General features: G+C 68.1%; 16 protein-coding genes and 1 tRNA gene. 7 read left to right on the forward strand and 10 right to left on the reverse strand.

Features of this window, described 5'->3' with window-relative positions:
- The first annotated feature begins 44 nt into the window (after window positions 1-44).
- Window positions 45-2,777, forward strand: coding sequence for a nitrate reductase (locus ZRA01_RS01830; RefSeq protein ID WP_141349047.1), 2,733 nt, complete (start codon window positions 45-47; stop codon window positions 2,775-2,777).
- 205 nt (window positions 2,778-2,982) lie between these two features.
- Here the strand turns inward: ZRA01_RS01830 and ZRA01_RS01835 are convergent, their stop codons facing one another.
- Complete coding sequence (locus ZRA01_RS01835) at window positions 2,983-3,231, reverse strand: acyl carrier protein (RefSeq protein WP_141349048.1); 249 nt, start codon at window positions 3,229-3,231, stop codon at window positions 2,983-2,985.
- Between the two features lie 401 nt (window positions 3,232-3,632).
- On the opposite strand from ZRA01_RS01835, the gene ZRA01_RS01840 reads away from it, so the two are divergent.
- Both ZRA01_RS01840 and ZRA01_RS01845 read left to right on the forward strand, forming a co-directional pair.
- Window positions 3,633-5,237, forward strand: coding sequence for an acyl-CoA ligase (AMP-forming), exosortase A system-associated (locus ZRA01_RS01840; RefSeq protein WP_141349049.1), 1,605 nt, complete (start codon window positions 3,633-3,635; stop codon window positions 5,235-5,237).
- On the forward strand, window positions 5,234-6,478 hold the full coding sequence (locus ZRA01_RS01845) for a pyridoxal-dependent decarboxylase, exosortase A system-associated (protein WP_141349050.1): 1,245 nt from the start codon (window positions 5,234-5,236) through the stop codon (window positions 6,476-6,478). Before ZRA01_RS01840 ends, ZRA01_RS01845 begins: the two co-directional genes overlap by 4 nt.
- A gap of 281 nt (window positions 6,479-6,759) precedes the next feature.
- On the opposite strand, the gene ZRA01_RS01850 is transcribed toward ZRA01_RS01845, so the two are convergent.
- The gene (locus ZRA01_RS01850) at window positions 6,760-7,053 is read right to left on the reverse strand and encodes a DUF3579 domain-containing protein (protein ID WP_141349051.1); all 294 of its coding nucleotides are present in this window, start codon (window positions 7,051-7,053) and stop codon (window positions 6,760-6,762) included.
- A 218-nt stretch (window positions 7,054-7,271) separates the two neighbouring features.
- A complete protein-coding gene (locus ZRA01_RS01855; protein ID WP_141349052.1) occupies window positions 7,272-8,174 on the reverse strand; it encodes a LysR family transcriptional regulator in 903 nt (300 codons plus the stop codon).
- A gap of 97 nt (window positions 8,175-8,271) precedes the next feature.
- Between ZRA01_RS01855 and ZRA01_RS01860 the strand changes: the two genes are divergently transcribed.
- Both ZRA01_RS01860 and ZRA01_RS01865 read left to right on the forward strand, forming a co-directional pair.
- On the forward strand, window positions 8,272-8,874 hold the full coding sequence (locus ZRA01_RS01860) for an FMN-dependent NADH-azoreductase (protein ID WP_141349053.1): 603 nt from the start codon (window positions 8,272-8,274) through the stop codon (window positions 8,872-8,874).
- A gap of 14 nt (window positions 8,875-8,888) precedes the next feature.
- A complete protein-coding gene (locus tag ZRA01_RS01865; protein ID WP_141349054.1) occupies window positions 8,889-9,746 on the forward strand; it encodes a pirin family protein in 858 nt (285 codons plus the stop codon).
- 166 nt (window positions 9,747-9,912) lie between these two features.
- Here ZRA01_RS01865 and ZRA01_RS01870 read toward each other — a convergent pair whose 3' ends face one another.
- The 3 genes from ZRA01_RS01870 to ZRA01_RS01880 all read right to left on the reverse strand — a co-directional run bounded on the left by ZRA01_RS01870 (window position 9,913) and on the right by ZRA01_RS01880 (window position 11,796).
- The gene (locus ZRA01_RS01870) at window positions 9,913-11,166 is read right to left on the reverse strand and encodes an OmpP1/FadL family transporter (protein ID WP_218028631.1); all 1,254 of its coding nucleotides are present in this window, start codon (window positions 11,164-11,166) and stop codon (window positions 9,913-9,915) included.
- Between the two features lie 203 nt (window positions 11,167-11,369).
- Window positions 11,370-11,446 (reverse strand) — tRNA-Pro (locus ZRA01_RS01875).
- 170 nt (window positions 11,447-11,616) lie between these two features.
- Window positions 11,617-11,796: a hypothetical protein gene (locus ZRA01_RS01880; protein ID WP_141349055.1), complete on the reverse strand. Its 180-nt coding sequence runs from the start codon at window positions 11,794-11,796 to the stop codon at window positions 11,617-11,619.
- Window positions 11,797-12,071: 275 nt separating this feature from the next.
- Between ZRA01_RS01880 and ZRA01_RS01885 the strand changes: the two genes are divergently transcribed.
- Window positions 12,072-14,939 (forward strand): response regulator, encoded by a 2,868-nt coding sequence (locus ZRA01_RS01885; protein WP_170182868.1) that lies wholly within the window; start codon window positions 12,072-12,074, stop codon window positions 14,937-14,939.
- A gap of 120 nt (window positions 14,940-15,059) precedes the next feature.
- Here the strand turns inward: ZRA01_RS01885 and ZRA01_RS01890 are convergent, their stop codons facing one another.
- The 4 genes from ZRA01_RS01890 to ZRA01_RS01905 all read right to left on the reverse strand — a co-directional run bounded on the left by ZRA01_RS01890 (window position 15,060) and on the right by ZRA01_RS01905 (window position 19,386).
- Window positions 15,060-15,662, reverse strand: a complete 603-nt coding sequence (locus ZRA01_RS01890) for a nucleotidyltransferase family protein (protein WP_141349057.1) — start codon at window positions 15,660-15,662, stop codon at window positions 15,060-15,062.
- Window positions 15,663-15,665: 3 nt separating this feature from the next.
- A complete protein-coding gene (locus tag ZRA01_RS01895) occupies window positions 15,666-16,664 on the reverse strand; it encodes an XdhC family protein (RefSeq protein ID WP_141349058.1) in 999 nt (332 codons plus the stop codon).
- A gap of 75 nt (window positions 16,665-16,739) precedes the next feature.
- Window positions 16,740-18,917: a xanthine dehydrogenase family protein molybdopterin-binding subunit gene (locus tag ZRA01_RS01900; RefSeq protein ID WP_141349059.1), complete on the reverse strand. Its 2,178-nt coding sequence runs from the start codon at window positions 18,915-18,917 to the stop codon at window positions 16,740-16,742.
- A 10-nt stretch (window positions 18,918-18,927) separates the two neighbouring features.
- Entirely contained in the window at window positions 18,928-19,386 is a 459-nt protein-coding gene (locus tag ZRA01_RS01905) for a (2Fe-2S)-binding protein (RefSeq protein WP_141349060.1), read from the reverse strand.
- Between the two features lie 209 nt (window positions 19,387-19,595).
- On the opposite strand from ZRA01_RS01905, the gene ZRA01_RS01910 reads away from it, so the two are divergent.
- Complete coding sequence (locus ZRA01_RS01910; protein WP_141349061.1) at window positions 19,596-20,516, forward strand: AraC family transcriptional regulator; 921 nt, start codon at window positions 19,596-19,598, stop codon at window positions 20,514-20,516.
- Window positions 20,517-20,773: the final 257 nt, after the last annotated feature.

The following is a 20,773-nucleotide window of genomic DNA, read 5'->3' on the forward strand; positions in this document are numbered from 1 at the left end:
ACGTGGCACACCGCTTGCTTGTTCCACGCATCCTGGGAGCGAGCATGACAGAAACCAAATCCACCTGTTGTTACTGCGGCGTCGGCTGCGGTGTGATCATCGAACACGAAGCCGGGCACATCACCGGCGTAAGGGGCGACCCGCAGCACCCGGCCAACTTCGGCCGGCTCTGCACCAAGGGCGCCACGCTGCACCTCTCGGCCGCCCCGGAAACCCTGGCCGCCCGCGCCCTCCACCCCGAGCTGCGCAGCGGCCGCGGCGAAGCCCGCCAGCGCGTGGGCTGGGACACCGCCCTCGACACCGCCGCCGAGCGCTTTGCGGCGATCATCGCCGAACACGGCCCCGACGCGGTGGCCGTGTATGGCGCCGGCCAGCTCCTCACCGAGGACTACTACGTCTTCAACAAGCTGGTGAAGGGCCTCATCGGCACCAACAACCTCGACACCAACTCGCGCCTCTGCATGTCGAGCGCGGTGGCGGGCTACAAGCTGAGCCTGGGCGCCGACGCGCCGCCCTGCAGCTACGCGGACATCGCCCACACCAGCGCCCTCTTCATCACCGGCAGCAACACCGCCTTCGCCCACCCCATCGCCTTCCGCCGCGTCGAAGAGGCCCGCAAGGCCAGGCCCGACATGAAGCTGGTGGTCATCGACCCCCGCCGCACCGACACCGCCGAGGCCGCCGACCTGCACCTGGCCCTGCTGCCCGGCACCGACATCGCCCTCTACAACGCCATGCTCCACGTGATGCTGTGGGAAGGCTGGGTCGACCGTGGCTACATCGAGGCTCACACCGAGGGCTTCGACGCCCTCAAGAAGATCGTCCGCGAATACACCCCGGCGATGGCCGGCAGCATCTGCGGCCTCGACCGCAAGGCCATCGAGGAGGCCGCGCAGATCTTCGCCACTTCGCCGGCAACGCTGTCGATGTACTGCCAGGGGCTCAACCAGTACAGCTTCGGCACCCACAACAACTCGGCGCTGATCAACCTGCACCTGGCCACCGGCCAGATCGGCCGCCCGGGCGCCGGCCCCTTTTCGCTCACCGGCCAGCCCAACGCCATGGGCGGCCGCGAGGTGGGCGGCCTCGCCAACCTGCTGTCGGCCCACCGCGACATGGCCAACCCCGCTCACCGCGCCGAAGTCGCCGCCCTGTGGGGCGTTCCGGACGTGCCCGCCACCCCGGGCAAGAGCGCTGTCGAACTGTTCCGGGCCCTCAAGTCGGGCGAGGTGAAGGCGGTGTGGATCGCCTGCACCAACCCGGCCCAGTCGCTGCCGGACCAGGCCCTGGTCCACGAGGCCCTGCAGGCCGCCGAATTCGTCATCGTGCAGGAAGCCTTCGGCCACACCGAAACCTGCGCCTACGCCGACCTGCTTCTGCCCGCCACCACCTGGGGCGAGAAGGACGGCACTGTCACCAACTCGGAGCGCGCCATCAGCCGCGTCCGAGCCGCCGTGCCCGCGCCGGGTGAAGCCCGCCACGATTGGGCGATCGTGGTGGATTTCGCCCGGCGGCTGGGCGCCCGCCTCGGCGAGGCCGAGCTCGCCGCGCGGATGTTCCCCTACGCCAGCCCCGAGGAAATCTGGAACGAGCACCGGGAATCCACCCGCGGGCGCGACCTCGACATCACCGGCCTCAGCTACGCCCTGCTCGAAACCGCCGGCCCCCAGCAATGGCCCTTCCCCGAAGGCGCCAGCGCGGGCAAGGTCCGGCTGTATGAAGACGGGGTGTTTCCGACCCCCGGCGGTCGCGCCCGCTTTGTGGCCACCGAGCACCGCATCACTGCCGAATCGCCCAGCGCGCGCTTCCCGCTGCACCTCAACAGCGGCCGCCTGCGCGACCAGTGGCACGGCATGAGCCGCACCGGCCTGGTGGCCCGCCTCTACAGCCACGAGTCAGAACCCATGCTGCACATGCACAAGGACGACATGGCGCGGCGGCAGCTGGCCGATGGCGACCTGGTCAAGGTGAAGAGCCGCCGCGGCGACGTGATGCTGAAGGTGCTCGAATCGGCCACCCTGCGCGCCGGCCAATGTTTTGTACCGATGCACTGGGGCGCCAACGCCACCGGCGGGCTGGGCATCAACGTGCTGCTGCCAGCCGATTTCGACCCTTATTCGAAGCAGCCCGAGCTCAAGCACGCCGCCGTGCAGGTTGAGAAATACACCGACGGCAAGGCCCTGGTGGCGATGCGCCGCAGCGAGGTCGGCACCGACGGCCGGCTGCACCCCAACCCCCTCGAGCTGATGCAGCGACTCCGCCACTGGCTGCCGCACTTTCCGTATGCCAGCCTGACCCTGGCCGGGCGCGCGGCGCCGGTGGTGGTGTTGAAGGCCCGCGGCGACGATCTCGCGCCGGCCCTCCTCGAAGCCCTCGACCGCGAGCTCTCGCTGGACGACCCCACCCGCGTGCTGTCCTACCAGGACAGCCGCAAGAGCGTGGCCAAGCGTGCGCTGGTCGAAGGCGATTCCCTCGCCGCGGTGCGCCTCGCCGGCGAGACCAAGGCCGCCGAATGGCTGGCCGACATGATGGTGCAAGGGCATTCCGCCGCCGCAGTGCGAACCTGGCTGCTCGCCCCGCTAACCCAGCCGCCGGCCGGACAGGCGGCTCGGGGCAAGGTCATCTGCAACTGCTTCGACGTGGCCGAAGACGACATTCTGGCAGCCTTCCGGGGCGGCGAAACCCTCGACGCCCTGCAGACCCGCACCAAGTGCGGCACCAACTGCGGCTCCTGCGTGCCGGAGCTCAAGCGCCTGCAGCACGGCGTGACAAGCTGAGCGCAACGAGTCGCCCTCAGGGCTGCCGACGCAGCCCGCAGCAGGGCCGCCAGAAGACAAAAAAGACAAAGCCGGGCTCAGACGCCCGGCTTTGTGCATCCGGCGACGGGAGATGTCAGACGTCTCCACCACCAGAAAAATATCTCAAACACAATGAACCACCGGGATGGAGGAACCCCACCCCTGGCTCATCGCGACAGATGGTTCAGCCCAGCTTGGCGTTGACGAAATCGACCAGCGAGCCAACCGAGGCGAAGGTCGAGCCATCGATCTCGTCATCCTCGACGACGAACTCAAAACGCTCCTCGAGCAAGTTGATCAAACCCACCACGGCCATCGAATCGAGATCCGGCAGCGCGCCCAGCAGTTGGGTGTCGAGATCAAACTGGGCCGATGCTCCACCAAGATTCAGAACCTCGTCGAGAATCGACAGCACTTCCTTCTTCGTATCCAAAACTCACTCCAGTTGGTAAGGGCAGACAAAGCCCTGCGTCATGACTGCGGCCGGGTATCGGAGGCGCGCAACGCAAACAGAAACACTACAATATTATAAGCTACAAGACGACGATCGAAACCCCGATATGCACAAAGCGCCGAGTGCCGCCGAGCTTGGCAGCAGCACCGGAGCAGGCTGCCCATGGGGCCCCGGCCCGGTAGCGCGTCAGGCTCAAGCTTACTCCCGCCGAGCCCCCCATCGGTGACGAAGGTCTCGCCCGGACACAAATTTCTCCGACCCGCCGCAGTCTTTAGCACCGACCTGCTGCGTGGCGGGCGGCAGGCTGCGCTAAACTCGCATCCAGCATGCGTATCAAAGCTGCAGCCTGCCCGTTGACACAACTTCTACATTCCCGACCCATGCTCAACACCACGCTCCTCCATCAACTCATCACGGCCTCGGCCGAGCGCGCCCCCGACGCACCGGCCCTCACCGCCGGCAAGACAAGCCTCAGCTACCGGGAGCTGGACGACCAGGTCGCCGGCATCGCCTCGGGCCTGATCGGCCTGGGGCTGGACCGTGGCGAGCGGGTCGGCATCTTCCTCGACAAACGCGCCGAAACCGTTGTCGCCAGCTTTGCCGCGGCGCGGGCGGGCGGTGTGTTCGTGCCGGTTAACCCCATCCTGAAGCCCGAGCAGGTCGGCCACATCCTGCGCGACTGCAACGCCCGGGTGCTGATCACCTCGCCCGAGCGCCTGCCCCTGCTCGCCGAGACCCTGGCCCACTGTCACGACCTGCGCCAAGTGGTCCTCACCGGCCCGCTCACCAAGCCCGTCGATCTGCCCGCCACCGGCCTCAGCCAGTGGGCCGACCTGCTCGCCGCCCCGCCGCGGGCCGGCCACCGGGTCATCGACAACGACATGCTGGCCATCCTGTACACGTCCGGCAGCACGGGCCGGCCCAAGGGCGTGGTGCTGTCCCACCGCAACATGGTTGCCGGCGCCAAAAGCGTCGCCAGCTACCTGGGCAACAACCCCGACGACACCCTGCTGGCCGCCCTGCCGCTGTCCTTCGATGCCGGCTTCTCGCAGCTCACCACCGCCTTCCACAGCGGCGCGCGGGTCGTGCTGATCAACTACCTGCTGCCCCAGGACGTGCTGAAGGCTGTCGTGCGCGAGAAGGTCACCGGCCTCACCGCGGTGCCGCCGCTCTACATCCAGCTCGCCCAGCTCAACTGGCCCGAAACAGTCACCGAGCACCTGCGTTACTTCGCCAACACCGGCGGGCGCATGCCGCTCGAAACCCTCAAGGCCCTGCGCGCCCAGCTGCCGCGCACCAAGCCCTTCCTGATGTACGGCCTCACCGAGGCCTTCCGCGCCACCTACCTGCCCCCCGAGCAGGCCGACGTCCGCCCTGACTCCATCGGCAAGGCGATCCCCAATGCCGAGGTGCTGGTGCTCCGTGAGGACGGCACCGAGTGCAGCGCCAACGAGCCGGGCGAACTGGTCCAGCGCGGCGCCCACGTGGCGATGGGCTACTGGAACGACCCCGAGAAAACCGCCGAACGCTTCAAGCCGCTCCCCGACAGCGCCCCGGGCCGCCAGCCCGGCCTGGTGCTGCCCGAGATCGCCGTGTTCTCGGGCGACACCGTGCGCCGCGACGAAGAGGGCTACCTGTATTTCATCGGGCGCCGCGACGAGATGATGAAGACCTCCGGCTACCGGGTCAGCCCGACCGAGGTCGAGGAGATACTCTACGCCACCCAGCTGGTCGGCGAATGCGTGGCTTTTGGCGTGGCCCACGCCAGCCTCGGCCAGGCCATCTGCGTGATCGCCACCCCCCGCGAGGGCCACACCCTCGACACCGCAACCCTGCTGGCCGAATGCAAGCAGCGCATGCCGGCCTACATGGTGCCGAGCGTCATCGAGCTGCGCGACGGCCCGCTGCCCCGCAACCCCAACGGCAAGATCGACCGCAAGACCCTGTCCACCGAATTCGAGCAGACCCACAAGGTGGCGCCATGAACATGAACACCCGCGAAAAGCCTGCCCATACGCCCATGGACCAGTTCCCGAGCGCCGGCCGCGAGCTGCTGGTCGGCGGCATCCCCCTCGAGCGCCTGGTCGACCGGGTCGGCCAGACCCCCTTCTACGCCTACGACCGCGAGCTCCTGACCCGCCGCGTGGCCGAGCTGCGGGCGGCCCTGCCGGCAAGCATCAAGCTCCACTACGCGATGAAGGCCAACCCGATGCCGGCCGTCGTCAGCCACATGGCGCGCCTCGTCGATGGCATCGACGTGGCCTCCGGCGGCGAGCTGCGGGTCGCCCTCGACAGCGGCGCCGACCCCCACGAGATCAGCTTCGCCGGCCCCGGCAAACGCCACGCCGAGCTCCGCCAGGCCGTCGCCGCCGGCATCCTGATCAACATCGAGTCCTTCCGCGAGGTGGCCGAGCTCGCCGCCATCCGCCAGGCCACCGGCCTGCCGGCGCGGGTTGCGGTGCGGGTCAATCCCGACTTCGAACTCAAGGGTTCGGGCATGAAGATGGGCGGCGGGCCCAAGCAGTTCGGCGTCGATGCCGAACAGGTGCCCGAGCTGCTGGCCGAGATCGGCAAGGCCGGCCTCGCCTTCGAGGGCTTCCACCTCTTCGCCGGCTCCCAGAACCTGCGCCCCGAGGCCATCGTCGAGGCCCAACGCAAGTGCTTCGAGCTGGCCTTGCGCCTCGCCGAAAGCGCCCCCGCCCCGGTGAAGTTCCTCAACCTGGGCGGCGGCTTCGGGATCCCCTATTTCCCCGGTGAACAGCACCTCGACCTGTCGAGCATCGGCGCCAACCTCGCCGCCATCGCCGCCGAAGCCGGCGAAAAAATGCCGCACGCCCAGATCGTCATCGAACTGGGCCGCTACCTGGTGGGCGAAGCCGGCATCTACGTCACCAAGGTGCTCGACCGCAAGGTCTCCCGCGGCCATGTCTTTCTGGTCGTCGACGGCGGGCTGCATCACCACCTGTCGGCGTCCGGCAACTTCGGGCAGGTGATCCGCAAGAACTACCCGGTGACCATCGGCAACCGCATGGACCAACCGGCGGCCGAATCCGTGTCGGTGGTCGGCCCGCTGTGCACGCCCCTCGACCTCCTGGCCGACAAGATGAACCTGGCCCACGCCGAGCCGGGCGACCTGGTGGTGATCTTCCAGTCTGGCGCCTATGGCGCGACGGCCAGCCCGCGCGGCTTCCTCTCCCAGCCGGACCTGCTCGAAGTGCTGGTCTGAAGATGCAAAAAAGCCTTCCGGCTACGCGTCGGAAGGCTTTTTTGTGGGGCAACGGGCGGATGCCGCGGGTTTCTCTCAAGAAAACGCAGGCTCGCTCCAAACGTCCTTGCCCCCATGGGGGGCGGGTTGGGCTTAGCCTGGCCATGGGGCGCTCAGCAGCTGCGGGCTTGCTCGCACAATGCGTGCTTGGCCAGCGTGCAATCCTTGTTTCACCTCCGCGGGCGAGCAAGCTCGCCTCTAGAGGTTGCCGCTACAAGTAGCGTGCCTGAGGCCGACGTAGATCAGAAGAAATAATCGTCAGGCAGCACTTCCACCTGAAGATCGTTGTCCTTCGCGAAATTTCTGAGGAAGTTGTAAGCCAGGGGTTCGATGTCGTGGATCTTGCCATCCACCAGAACCGTCTTGTCGCCGCGCAGGTTACAGGCCGGGCGGACATAGGGCGAATAGGTCATCCGGTGATCGGCCCCGAACACCGACATGATCCCGCATAGACGATCCGCCCAGTCGCTCGGCCGGAAAGTCCGCCCGTCACTGGTGCGCCCCACAATCACGAAGTTTTCAATTTTTTGAATCATGTGCGATGTCGGAAATCTCGGGGTCGGCAAACCAATTCAAAAACCACCACACAACAAAGCACACTGGTGCCGGCGGCCGCCCGGATTTTAGCAGGAAACCACCGCACCAACCGCAGCTTTACGCGACCCCCTCTCAGCTCCCAAAGCCGCGTCACGCCTGACGGAACAGGGTTTCATTCAGCGCGGAAACAAACCCTTCAAAGCCTGCCAGCGGCATATCAAGGCACCCCCTCCTCCACCAGAATCTCCTCCAGCCGCCTCACCCCCGGCCCGGCACCGTCCGGATCGGCAACGACGCAGTAGAGCTCCACAAAACGCTCCTCGGCGCCCCCGAGGGGCAAGGGCTTCAGCCGGCCGGCGGCGAGTTCGCCGCGGATGTGTGCTTCCGGATACCACGCAAAGCCATGCCCGCCACAGGCCGCCGCGATGGACATCCCCATGCTGCTGAAGGTCCACCGCTGCTCGACCTCGACCGTGGTGGTGCGCCGATCGCGGCGGGCACTGGTCGCCCGCACCGGCAGGTGGCGATGGGCGCGGAGATCGATCTCGTGCAACGGGCGCCCCAAACGATGCAGCGGATGATCGGGGCTTGCCACCGCGATCAGGCGCACGTTCATTAGTGGCCGACCGAGGAAGCCCGGCGGAATGGTGGGCGTCACCGCGATGTCGGCCTGCCCGCCGAGCAGGGCCTCGGCGGCGCCGCCCAGCACCGACTCGATCACCTCGATGCGGGTGCGAGGCGCCTCGGCGCCGAACCGGGCCAGCGCGGCAAGCAGCCTGTCCGGCGGGTACAGCACCTCGACCGCCAGCCCGATCTCGGCCTCCCAGCCGGCCGACAGCTTGCGCGCCGCCTGCTCCAGGTCGCCGGCCTCGCCGAGCAGCGCCAGCGCCCGCCGGTAGAGCATGTGCCCCGTCGGCGTGAGCACCGCCTTGCGGCCGTGGATCTCGAAGGCACGCAGGCCAAGCTGGGCCTCGATCTTCTGCACTGCGTAGCTCACCGCCGACTGGCTCTTGTGCAGGGCCTCGGCAGCCTGGGCGTAGCCGCCGGCCTCGACCACCGCGACGAGCGAGCGCCATTGCTCGAGGGAGATGTGGGGCGCCGACCGTGAAATCAGATTCATATCAGCTTATTAGATAGATTCGAGCTGAATTTTGCGCTTTTTTATCTCTCGGGCAAATTGTTTAATACAGCCATCCCAACCCGACACGGAGCCTGAAATGAACACCCTTCTCAAGATCAACGCCAGCCTGTTCTCCGCCAACGGCCAGTCCAGCCAGCTCACCGAACGTTTTGCCGCCGCCTGGCAGGCCAGCCACCCGGGCAGCCGTGTCGTCGAGCGCGACCTGGCCGCCAACCCGGTGCCCCACCTGGACGGCGCCCGCTTCATGGCCTTTCTTGCCAAGCCCGAAGAACGCAGCGCCGAACAACAGGCGGTGGTCGATTTCTCCGACGCCCTGATCGCCGAGCTGCGTGCCGCCGACGCCGTCGTGATCGGCCTGCCGATGTACAACTTCGGCATCCCGTCCCAGCTGAAGGCCTACTTCGACCACATCGCCCGGGCCGGCGTCACCTTCCGCTACACCGCCAACGGCCCGGAAGGCCTGATCACCGGCAAGAAGGTTTATGTGCTGGCCACCCGCGGCGGCGTTTATGCCGGCACCCCCCAGGACAGCCAGACCGCCTACGTGCGCGACTTCCTCGGCTTCATCGGCATCACCGACCTGGAGTTCATCTACGCCGAGGGCCTCAACATGGGCGACGAGAGCAAGAACGCCGCCCTCGCCCAGGCCCACCAATCCCTCGCCGCCCTCACCGCCTGAACCCGGAGACCATCATGACGACACGCAGCCTCTCGCGAATCATCCCGTCCATCCCCGTCTCCGACGGGGCCGGCGTCAAGCTGCGGCGCAGCCTCGGACAAAACCAGGGGCTGCGCCTCGACCCCTTCCTGATGCTCGACGAGTTCGCCTCGGACAACCCGGACGACTACATCGCCGGCTTCCCGCCCCACCCGCACCGGGGCTTCGAGACCGTCACCTACATGCTGGAAGGCGATTTCCAGCACCAGGACCACCTGGGCAACAGCGGCCACCTGCGCGGCGGCGGTGCCCAGTGGATGACCGCCGGGCGCGGCATCATCCACTCCGAGATGCCGCTGCAACAGAGCGGCCGCCTGCACGGCTTCCAGTTCTGGATCAACCTGCCGGCCCGCGAGAAGATGAAGCCCGCCAGCTACCGCGACATCCAGCCCGAGGAGATCCCCGAGCAGGAGATCGACGGCGGACGCGTGCGGGTGATCGCCGGCACCTTCGACGGCGGCGACGGCCAGGCCACCCCCGGCCCGATCCAGGGCCTGTCCACCGCGCCCCTGTTCCTCGACCTCCGGCTGGATGCCGGCGCCCGCGTGAGCCAGCGGATCGAGGCCGGTCATACCGCCTTCCTGTACCCCTACGCAGGCAGCCTGTCGGTCATCTCGGGCGACAGCGCCCACCCCCTGCCCGCCCGGCAGGCCGGCGTGCTGTCGGACGGCGAACGAGTCGAGCTCGAAGCGGGCCCTGATGGTTGCGGCGTGCTGCTGATCACCGCCCGGCCGCTGGGCGAGCCCGTGGTGCAGTACGGGCCCTTCGTGATGAACACGCGGGAGGAGATCGAGCAGGCCCTCGACGACTACCGGGCCGGCACCTTGGCCTGAACCGCCGGGCGCGCTTGCGACGCCCGAAAATCCTCAAGGAAACGGAGGGCCGCCCCAAGTTTCCTTGCCCCCCCACGGGGGGCGGGCTTGGCGAAGCTCGGCCCTGGGGGCGCTCAGAGGCCGCTCCCGGGAGCGGCCTCTGCCATTTCACACAAGCCGGCGAGCCTTACAAGGCCCAGGAATACCCGACGCTGAGCATCTGCTCACGCATGTGAAGGGTGGCCTCGCCGCCGCCGAAGCTGCCCGGAATCGAGCCGGAACCCGACACCGTGACCTTCGGCGCATACATGTAAGCCAGGCTCCACTCGCCACCGCTCGCCACCTTGAAGCTGCCGCCCAGGCTGTAGTGGTTGCGCACGACGCCCGGCGCCAGAATGTTGAAGAAGGTCTGACTCGCCGGCACCGGTTGCTGCACACGGCTCGCCCCGGCACGCAGGGTCAGGCGGTCATCGTAGGCATACACCGCGCCCAGTTTCACCACCGAGACGTCGTTCCAGCCAAAGCCGGCACCGCCGTCGCTGCCCAGCGCACCGCCCGCAAACAGGCGCTGGATCGGGTTGCCGACCGATTTGACGCTGCTGTATTCGATGCGCTGCCAGTCCGCCGCCAGGGTCAGCGCCGGGCTCGCCTGCCAGGCCAGGCCGAGGCCGTAGCTCGCCGGGATGTCGAAACCGCCACCGCCTTCAAAAAGGCCCTTGTAGCGGTCGAACTCGCTCATCTCGATGCGTGACGACCAGCTCGCCCCCAGCCGCAAATCGGGGAGAACCTGGCCGAGCCAGCCCAGCTTGACACCCAAGCCGGTGGAGCTGTCATGGCCCCGATCGCTCACCGAACCCGGGTTGGCCGTCATGCCCTCGAAGGCGCTCAAGCCCGTGGCGGCAAAGCGCTGGTACGCAAAGGTCAGCGCCGCACCGACGGAATGCCCCACGGCCGGCCGGAAGGCCACCGACGGCGTGACGAAGAGCTGCTGCAGGTCGATACCCGCCTTACCCCGCGACCCGAAGGCCGCAAACGGGTTGCGATCGTAGTCGGTGTTCATGCCGCCATTGCCATACACCGCCACGCCCCAGGCCAGATCAGGCGACGCCTGACGGGCGTAACCCAGCTCCGGGATCAGGAAATTGTGGGTCTGGTTGCCCGAAAAGTCGCCATCTGCCCCATAGGCGTTGCCCCGGATCGCCGCGCCCCGGTCGGGCCGGAAGAGATGCACACCCAGGTCGAGGCGGTTTCCAACCGACAGTGTTCCGGCGGGGTTGGTCGCCGCCGCGAGCCCGTCCTGGGGCAAGGCAATCGAAACCCCGGCGACACCGATGCTCCGGACGCCATAACCGTGGGCGAAGTAGCCATTGGTGGCCGAGGCGGCAAGTGGCCAGCCAAGGGCAGCCAGGCTGGTGGCCATGATGGCCTTGCGAAGATTCATGTGATGACTCCCTGGGGGGTGTTTCTGTCTTATTGTTTGCCCGATCGCGGGCGGGCTCACGGGCCGGCAACACCGCCACAGCGAGCGGCCAGGAGCGAAACGCTGCGGGCGGATTTTCGGCTGGCCCGGGGGCGAGCTTTCGGGCTGAATTGCGGCGCCGAAAAACAAAAAGCCACTCGAGGAGTGGCTTTTTGCAGAATTTTTGGTCGGGGAAAGAGGATTCGAACCTCCGGCCCCTGCGTCCCGAACGCAGTGCTCTACCAGGCTGAGCTATTCCCCGACACGGCCCTTGAAACGTAACGCTTGCTTACTTTCAAGGAACTCTCCCCGGCACCTAAAATTGCTGATTGCCGTGGAAAGACCGCTATTATTCACGAACTCGGCAGAAAGAGCAAGATCTTCAACGCATTTCTTTGAGCCGACGCCCACACCTGCCGGCGATGGGGCCGATCAGGCCTGCGTGAGGTTCGGGTGGGTCGCGGCGACTTCCTCGTGCTCCCATTCCTTGACGGTTTCCGAGAGGAGGCGCGCTTTCTCGTGGGTATCCGGCGCGTGGTGATGCTCGCGCTCGAAGGCCTCCAACGCATCGTGACAAGCCTCGGCCTTCGAGTGTGCATGGGTATGGGGCATGATTCAGCTTCCTTTTCAACAACACAGAAATCGGTGCGCAACAATGCTGCGCCGCACAAATCATTCTACCGATCATCCAAAACAGCCCGCAAGCGCCTTCCGCACTGCAGCAAAAATTTCGTTTGTTTTTCCCTGAAAAGCCCACCCCAAACCGGGCCCGCTGCAATACCATCGATCGCATTACCAAGTGCATGAAACCTGTCGCCGGGTGCAAGTAAACACGCGGCCGGCAGGCCGGGGAAAAAATGTCAGTCACCGTAACCTGCCGGATGATCATGAGGCTCGCCCTTGGCCTCATGATCATGTTGCCGGCCAGCCTGGCCGTGGCCAACGCCGAAGGCACCGGCGCGCACCGGCCGATGGCCCCGCGCAGCCTCCATGTGGTCGGCGACGACAACTACCCGCCCTACCTTTTCCGCAACGACGACGGGGAGGTCGAGGGTTATCTGGTCGACCTGTGGCGCCTGTGGGAGCGCAAGACCGGCGTACCGGTCACCCTCACCGCCACCAACTGGGCCGAGGCCCAGCGGATGATCGCCGACGGTCGCGCCGACCTGATCGACATGATCTACCGCACCCCCCAGCGCGAGCCCCTCTACGAGTTCTCCGCGCCCTACGCCGATCTGCCGGTGGTCATCTACACCCACACCACCATCGGCGGCATCAGCGGCGTGAGCACCCTCAAGGGCTTCCAGATCGGCGTACAGTCGGGCGACGCGTGCATCCACCAGCTGGCCAACCATGGCATCACGACCATCGTCGAGTACCCCAACTACACCGCGTTGCTGGCCGCAGCCGGGCGTCACGAGATCAAGCTGTTCTGCCTCGACGAGTACCCCGCCAACTTCTACTTCTACAAGACCCACACCCAGGGCGACTTCCGCAAGGCCTTCGAGCTCTACCAGGGCCAGTTCCGGCGAGCCACCCGCAAGGGCGACACCGCAACCCTGACGCGCGTCGAGGAGGGCATGCGCCTCATCCTCCCGGAAGAGGACGCTGCGCTACGCAAGAAGTGGTTCGGCACCCCGCTCGACATCGGCGTCTACGGCCGCTACATCGGCTGGGGCCTGCTGGTGGCGGCTGGAGCCGCGCTGCTGCTGGCCGCCCTCAGCATGGCGCTGCGGCGGCAGGTCGCCCACAAGACACAGACCCTCAACGCCGCGCTGGCCGAGCTGCGCGAGGCCCACGCCGCCACCAGCGAGGCCGAGCAGAGCCTCGCCGCCACCCTGCAGGCGATCCCCGACATGCTGTTCGAGTTCGACACCGGCGGGCACTACGTGAATGTGTTCGCCAGCCGGGACGATCTCCTCGTCGCCTCCCCCGCCAAGCTCATCGGCAAGCACCTCACGGAGGTCATGCCGGGCCAGGCGGCGCAAACCGTCATCGACGCCATAAACGCGGCGGCCACCCGCGGCCACGACTACGGCCGCATGGTGCGCCTGTCCCTGGGAGACGGTGCCGAGCACTGGTTCGAGCTCTCCGCCACCCGCAAGCAGACCGGCGGCGGAGAGACCCGGGTGCTGGTGCTGTCGCGGGACATCACCGAGCGCCGTGAGGCAGAGCAGGCGATCCTCGCCGCCAAGGAGGCCGCCCTCGTCGCCGACAGCAACCGCCACTTCCGGGCGCTCTTCGAGGCGGCCCCGGTGGCGCTCGCTTACTGCCAGGGCGAGCGGATCGAATCCATCAACCAGCGCTTCATCGAACTCTTCGGCTATCGCCCGGCGGACATCCCGACACTAGCCGAGTGGTGGCTGCAGGCCTATCCCGACCCCGACTACCGCCAGCAGGTGCTCCAGACCTGGGATGCCGCCATCGCCCGGGCAGCGGCGGGCGATGGCCGGCTCGAGGGCCTCGAGTACTGCGTCACCTGCAAGGGCGCCGAGAAGCGCAACATGATCATCGGTGGCCAGCTGCTCGGCGATGGGTTCATTGCCACCTTCACCGACATCACCCTGATCCGCGAGACCGAAGCCACCCTGAAGCTCGCCAAGGAGGCCGCCGATGCCGCCAACATGGCCAAGAGCTCCTTCCTGGCCAACATGAGCCACGAGATCCGGACGCCGATGAATGCCATCCTCGGCTACACCCGCAGCCTCCGGCGCGGCAGCCTGCCGCCCGAACAGGTCGACCGCCTCGACAAGATCGAGGACGCCGGCCACCATCTGCTGGCGGTCATCAACGACATTCTCGACATCTCCAAGATCGAGGCCGGCAAGCTTGTCCTCGAGCACACCGGCTTCCACCTCGGTTCGATCATCGACTACGTGCGCTCCCTGATCGCCGAGGCGGCCGAAGCCAAGGGGCTGGAGCTGAGCGTCGATTACGACGAGGTGCCCCTCTATCTGATCGGCGACCCGACCCGCCTGCGCCAGGGCCTGCTCAACTTCGCCAGCAACGCGGTGAAATTCACCTCCACCGGCCGGGTCGCCCTGCGCACCCGCCTGGAAGCCTGGGAGGGCGAGCACGTGCGGGTGCGCTTCGAAGTCGAGGACACCGGGATCGGCATCGAGCCCGGCCAGGTGCAGGATCTCTTCCAGGCCTTCCGGCAGGTCGATGCCTCGACCACCCGCAAGTACGGTGGAACCGGCCTCGGCCTGGCCATCACCCAACGGCTCGCCCGGCTGATGGGGGGCGATGCCGGCGTCGACAGCACGCCGGGCGCGGGCAGCCGGTTCTGGTTCACGGCGCGCCTCGAAGTTGGCATCGCGCCGGCCGAGGACAAACCTGCGGAAACCTCCAGCACCGAGGCGCAGATCCACAGCCTGCACGCCGGCAAGCGCATCCTGCTGGTCGAGGACGACCCGGTGAACCAGGAGGTTGCCATCGAACTGCTCAGTGAAACCGGGCTTGAAATCGAGCTCGCCGGCAACGGCCGAATCGCCCTCGACAAGGCCTCAAACTCTGCCTACGCCCTCATCCTGATGGACATGCAGATGCCCGAGATGGGCGGGCTCGAAGCCACCCGGCTGATCCGCGAACTCCCGGCCCACCGCCTCACGCCCATCATCGCCATGACCGCCAACGCCTTCGACGAAGACAAGGAGCGCTGCCTCGCGGCGGGCATGAACGACTTCGTCGCCAAACCCGTGGAACCGGAGCGCCTGTTTACAACCCTGGCCCGCTGGCTGGGCCGGCCGCGCTAGCAGCCTGTCGGGCCAGGACAGCTGATGTCGATCTGGCCAGCTCCATGTTCTGGCCGCCAGACCTTGTTCGATTGGCCGGCGCAACATCGGCCGCCCTGGCGGGTCTTCCGCCGGTTTGCTTCACGCCGCACCAACGCTGCTTGAGCGCAGCCTGAGCGCCGCCAGATCGGCGGGGGTATCCACGTCCTGCAGCACGCCCGGGTCATCGGTTTGAAGGGTTTGCAGCAGCGCCGCGTGCTGCCGGAGGATGGCGCGAGCGCCTTCGTCCCCCTCGAGCGCCAGCAAGGCATCCTTCCAGCGGGCTGCGAAGCCCACCGGATGCCCACGCCGCCCGGCGTGCACGGGCGCCGCCAGGGCCGCGCCGCCGGCAATCGCCTCCGCCACCCTTCGCAGGGTCGGCACGCCGATGCACGGCATGTCGGCCAGCGCCACCACCCAGCCATCCGTATCGCCGCCCGCCGCCACCCCGGCCGCCAGGCTGTGGCCCATGCCGCTGTGGGCCACAGCGCAGCGCACCACCGTGAGCCCCTCGGCTTCGAGCAGCACCGCCAGTGCATCCTGCTCGGGGCGCAGCACGGCGATGCTGTCGGCGCAGGCCGCCTTCAGCGCCCGGGCCGCGGCAACGGCCACCGGCGTGCCGTTCGCCAGCGCCTGCATCAGCTTGTCGGCGCCGAAACGCCGCCCCTGCCCCGCCGCCAGCAGCAGGCCGACGATCCGCGCCATGCCTCAGCCCAGGCCGCAGCCGGCGCGGGCCGGCGCGGCGGATTCGGGCCGCGGCAGCAGCGCGCCATTCTTCACCGCGGTGATTTCGGCCAGTATCGACACCGCGATCTCCGGCGGCGTGCGGCTGCCGATGGGCAGGCCGACCGGGCCGTGGAGCCGGCCGACCTCGGCGCCGGAGAGGTCGAAGTACTCCAGCAGGCGCGCCCGGCGGGCCGCGTTGTTGCTCCGCGAGCCCAGCGCGCCCACGTAAAAGGCCGGCGACTTGAGCGCCTCGAGGAGCGCCATGTCGTCGAGCTTGGGGTCATGGGTGAGGGCCACGATCGCCGTGTGGGGGTCGGGCAGCATCGCCGTCACCACGTCGTCGGGCATGCCCGGCAGCAGCGGCGCGCCGGCCACGTCCCACTCGGCGGCGTATTCCTCCCGCGGGTCGCAGACGCTCACCGCGTAATCCAACGCCTGGGCCATGGTCGCCAGGTAGCGGCCGATCTGCCCGGCGCCGATGATCAGGAGGCGCCAGCGCGGGCCATGGATGGTGGCGAGGCGCTGCCCGTCCCACCCCGGCGCCTCGCCCCGGCAGGCGTCGGCGATCGTCACGGCCCCCGAGGCGATGTCCACCTCCCGCCGCACCAGCTGCCCGGCCTCGATGCGGCGGGCCAGATCGGCAAGGCGCCGCATGTCGGGCGCCGGCTCCACCACCAGCTCGAGGGTGCCGCCGCAGGGCAGCCCGAAGCGGGCCGCCTCGTCCCGGGTGACCCCGTAAGTCAGCACGAAGGGCTGGCTGCCGGCGATGCGGCCATCCTGCATGCGCGCGACCAGATCGTCCTCGATGCAGCCGCCCGACACCGAGCCCTGCACCCGGCCGTCGTCCCGCAGGGCCATCCAGGCCCCTGCCGGGCGCGGCGCCGAGCCCCAGGTGCGGGCCACCGTGACCAGCGCGGCCCGGTGCCCCTCCGCGGCCCACCCTTGCAGGGCGGCGAGCACCTGCATGTCCTGGCTATGCATGGCCCGCCTCCCCGCTCCCGGCTGCCGGCATCGACGGGAAAATGACGCCGCCCGCGCAACTTGACGTGCCCATCGTCAGGCCTTCAGCGCCGCCGCCTGGAAGGGCAGACGGGTCAGCCACTTTCCGGTGGCCGCGGCGATCGCGTTGGCCACCGCCGGCGCCACCGGCGGCACGCCGGGCTCGCCGATGCCGGTCGGGTTCTCGGCAGACTGCACGATGTGCACCTCCACCTTCGGCATCTCGTTGATGCGGATCGGCGCGTAGTCGCCAAAGTTGCCCTGCTCGACCACGCCGTCCTTGAGGGTGATCTCGCCGTGCAGCGCCGCCGACAGCGCAAAGCCCACCGAGCCCTCCACCTGGGCGCGCACGTTGTCCGGGTTGATCGCCAGGCCGCAATCCACCGCCGACACGATGCGATCGACCTTTACGCTGCCGTCGGCGGCCACCGTCACCTCGGCTACCTGGGCCACGAAGGAGTGGAAGGATTCATGCACCGCCACGCCGCGGCCGCGCCGCTCACCGGGTTTGCCCGCCGCCAGCGGCGTGCCCCAGCCGGCCTTGTCGGCCGCGAGCTTGAGCACCGCCGCATGGCGCGGGTGCTTGCCCAGCAGCTTGAGGCGCATCGCCACCGGGTCCTGCCCGGCTTCGGCCGCCAGCCGGTCGAGGAAGGTTTCGGTGGAATAGGCCGTGTGGGTCGAGCCCACCGAGCGCCACCACAGCACCGGCACCTTGATGTCGGTGGGCGTGTGCAGCTCGACCTGCAGGTTGGGGATGGCGTAGGGCAGGTTCGCCGCGCCCTCCACCGACACCGCGTCGATGCCGTTCTTCACCATCACCGGCTCGAAGGCCGAGCCGGCGATGATCGACTGGCCCACCAGCCGGTGACGCCAGGCGCGGATGCTGCCGTCGGCGTCCAGCGCGGCCTCGATGCGGTGGTGGAACAGCGGCCGGTAGTAGCCCGCCTTCATGTCGTCCTCGCGCATCCACACCAGCTTGACCGGCGCCCGGGTGCCGCTGGCCTTGACGATGGAGGCCGCCTCGCGCAGGTAGTCCGACTGCGTGCACGCCCGCCGGCCGAAGCTGCCGCCGGCGTAGAGCATGTGGATCTTCACCTTCTCGGGCGGCAGGCCGAACATCGCCGCCAGGGTAGCCTGGTCGACGGTCTGGAACTGCTCGCCGTTCCACACCTCGAGGCCGTCGTCGGTGCGCTGCACTACGCAGTTCATCGGCTCCATCGCCGCGTGGGCGAGGTAGGGGAAGTCGTAGCTGGCCGACACCACCTTGGCCGCGCCGGCAAAGGCGCCGGCCGTGTCGCCCTCGCTGCGGGCCACCAGGCCGGGCTGGGCGGCGAGCTCGCGGTAACGGGCGAGGATCTCGTCGGAGCCCAGCTTGAAGGCAGCGCTGTCGTCCCACTCGACGGTGAGCGCATCGCGGCCCTTCCTGGCGCTCCAGGTGTCGCGGGCCAGCACGGCCACGCCAGCCGGGACCGCCACCACATCCACCACGCCCTTGACCGCCTTAGCCTTGCTCGCATCGAAGGCCTTCACCTTGCCGCCAAAGCGCGGCGGATGGGCCACCACCGCCACCAGCATGCCGGGCAGGTGCAAGTCCTGGGTGAATTGCGCCGAGCCGTCGGTCTTGGCGGCGCTATCCTTGCGCGGCGCTCGCTTGCCGATAAGGCGGAAATCCTTCGGGTCTTTCAGCGTGACACTGGTCGGCACGGCTTCGAGGGAGGCCGCCTCGGCCAGCTCGCCAAACGTTGCCTTGCGGCCGCTGGCGGCGTGGTGCAGCACGCCTTCGGCCACCGTGATCTCGGCGGCCGGCACCTTCCAGCGCTTCGCGGCGGCGGACACCAGCATGGCCCGGGCGGTGGCGCCGGTCTGGCGCATCTGGCCCCAGGAGTTGGCCATCGCGGTGCTGCCGCCGGTGCCCTGGGCGCCGCCGAAGAACAGGTTGTTGTAGCGCTTGGCGTCGGCCGGCGCGCCCTCCACCTTCACCTGGGCCCAGGCCGCGTCGAGCTCTTCGGCGACGATGGTGGCGAGGCCGGTGTAGGTGCCCTGCCCCATTTCCAGGTGCTTGGAGATCACGGTGACGGTGTTGTCGGCGCCGATACGCAAAAAGGGCGTCGGCTCGAAGCTGGCGGCGGCGCCCGTCTTGGCGGCGAGGCTGACGCCGGGCAGCGCGAGGCCGAGGGTGAGACCGGCGGTGCCCTGCAGGAAGCCGCGGCGGGAGAGATTCTGGATGGTCGTCATGCGGATCTCCTTACGCCAGCGCCTTGGCGGCTTCGTGGATGGCAGCGCGGATGCGCACATAGGTGGCGCAGCGGCACAGGTTGCCCGCCATCGCAGCGTCGATGTCGGCGTCGCTGGGCCGGCGGTTCTTCGACAGCAGGCCCACGGCGCTCATGATCTGGCCCGACTGGCAATACCCGCACTGCACCACGTCGAGCTTGCGCCAGGCCTCCTGCACCGCCTTGCCGACGCGAGAGCCGTCCACCGCCTCGATCGTCGTGACCTTCTTGCCGGCCACCGCCGACACCGGCGTGATGCACGAGCGCACCGGCTGGCCATCCACATGCACGGTGCACGCGCCACACAGGCCCGAGCCGCAGCTGTACTTGGTGCCGGTGAGGAGCAGGGAATCCCGCAGGGCCCACAGCAGCGGGGTGTCGGGATCGACATCCGCCTTCCGGGGCTTGCCGTTCACGGTGAGCTGGATCATCTTGAATCTCCGTTGGGGTGAAGCGTGTTGGTCTTGTCGGCGAGCCAAAAATTCCCGGCCGCCACCCCTCGAAATTTAGCCCATGGCAAACTCGAGCGCATTGCAGGATCCTGTGAGATTCTTGCCCGATCATCCAGACTTGGTCTGAACGCGACGCCTTGCACCTCGCACAGGCTCAAGCTCACCAATGCCGCAGCGAAGGAAAAACCATGAACCAATCAGGCTCTCCCGCCCCGGCGTCATCGGCCGCGCTCGAAACCGCGCGCCAGGCGCTCACCGAGATCATTGAACGATATTGCTCCGCAGATGGCCCCACCACCACCGCCGTGCCGGGCCTCAGCCTGTTTCGCGCCTCGAGCACCAGCACCCCGATCTGCGCGGTGTATCGGTCGGTGCTGGCTGTGGCGGTGCAGGGCAGCAAGCGCCTCGCCCTCGCCGACGAGAGCTTCGAGTACGACAGCCGGCACTATCTCATCACCTCGGTGGATCTCCCCGTGATGGGGCAGATCACCGAGGCCTCGCCCGAGCGGCCCTACCTGTGCGCGGTGTTCGACATCGACCCCCGCAAGGTCGCCGAGCTGAGCAGCACCCTGCGCCTGGCCCCGCCCTCGGCCGGCAACGACCCGCTCGGACTGGGCGTGAGCGCCCTCACGCTGCCGGTGATGGAGGCGCTGCTGCGCCTCGCCCGGCTGCTCGACAGCCCCCATGACATCCCGGTGCTGGCACCGCTCCACGAGCGCGAGCTGCTCTACCGGCTCCTCAGCGGCGAGCAGGGCCCGCGGCTGCGCGCCATCGCCGCGGCCGACAGCCAGAGCCACCGCACCGCCCGCGCCATCGCGTGGATCAAGGAGAACTTCGACCAGCCGCTCTCCATCGACGCCCTGGCCGACACCGCCAACATGAGCAAGTCGTCGCTGCACCACCACTTCAAGTCGCTCACCGCGATGAGCCCGCTGCAATACCAGAAGCAGATCCGCCTCCAGGAGGCGCGCAAGCTCATGCTCCTCGAATCGATCGACGCCGCCACCGTGGCGCGCCGGGTGGGCTACGAGAGCCCGTCCCAGTTCAGCCGCGAATACCGCCGCCTGTTCGGCGCCCCGCCCCTGCGGGATGTGGCGCGGATGCGCTGAGGGCGCCTGCGCAGGGCCCTCGCCGGAGCCCGCCAGCCTGCCTTGATTTACCGGAATGCGTGTGCTTGACTGAAGCATCCTGAATACCGGAAGACAGCGCCGGAGCCGATCTCCAGCCGCCTGGCATTCAGCGTTCAATGACGATAAGGCGCGCGCACGCCCAAGTGCATGGCTGGTTTCAAGGCCGCCCGCCTGCGTCGAGCGCCGGAACAAATCCCTCCGCTCACAAGCCCCGGCCCAGCCGGCCCGTCCACGGT

Origin of the sequence: Zoogloea ramigera (assembly GCF_006539865.1) — a bacterium.
Classification (GTDB): domain Bacteria; phylum Pseudomonadota; class Gammaproteobacteria; order Burkholderiales; family Rhodocyclaceae; genus Zoogloea; species Zoogloea ramigera.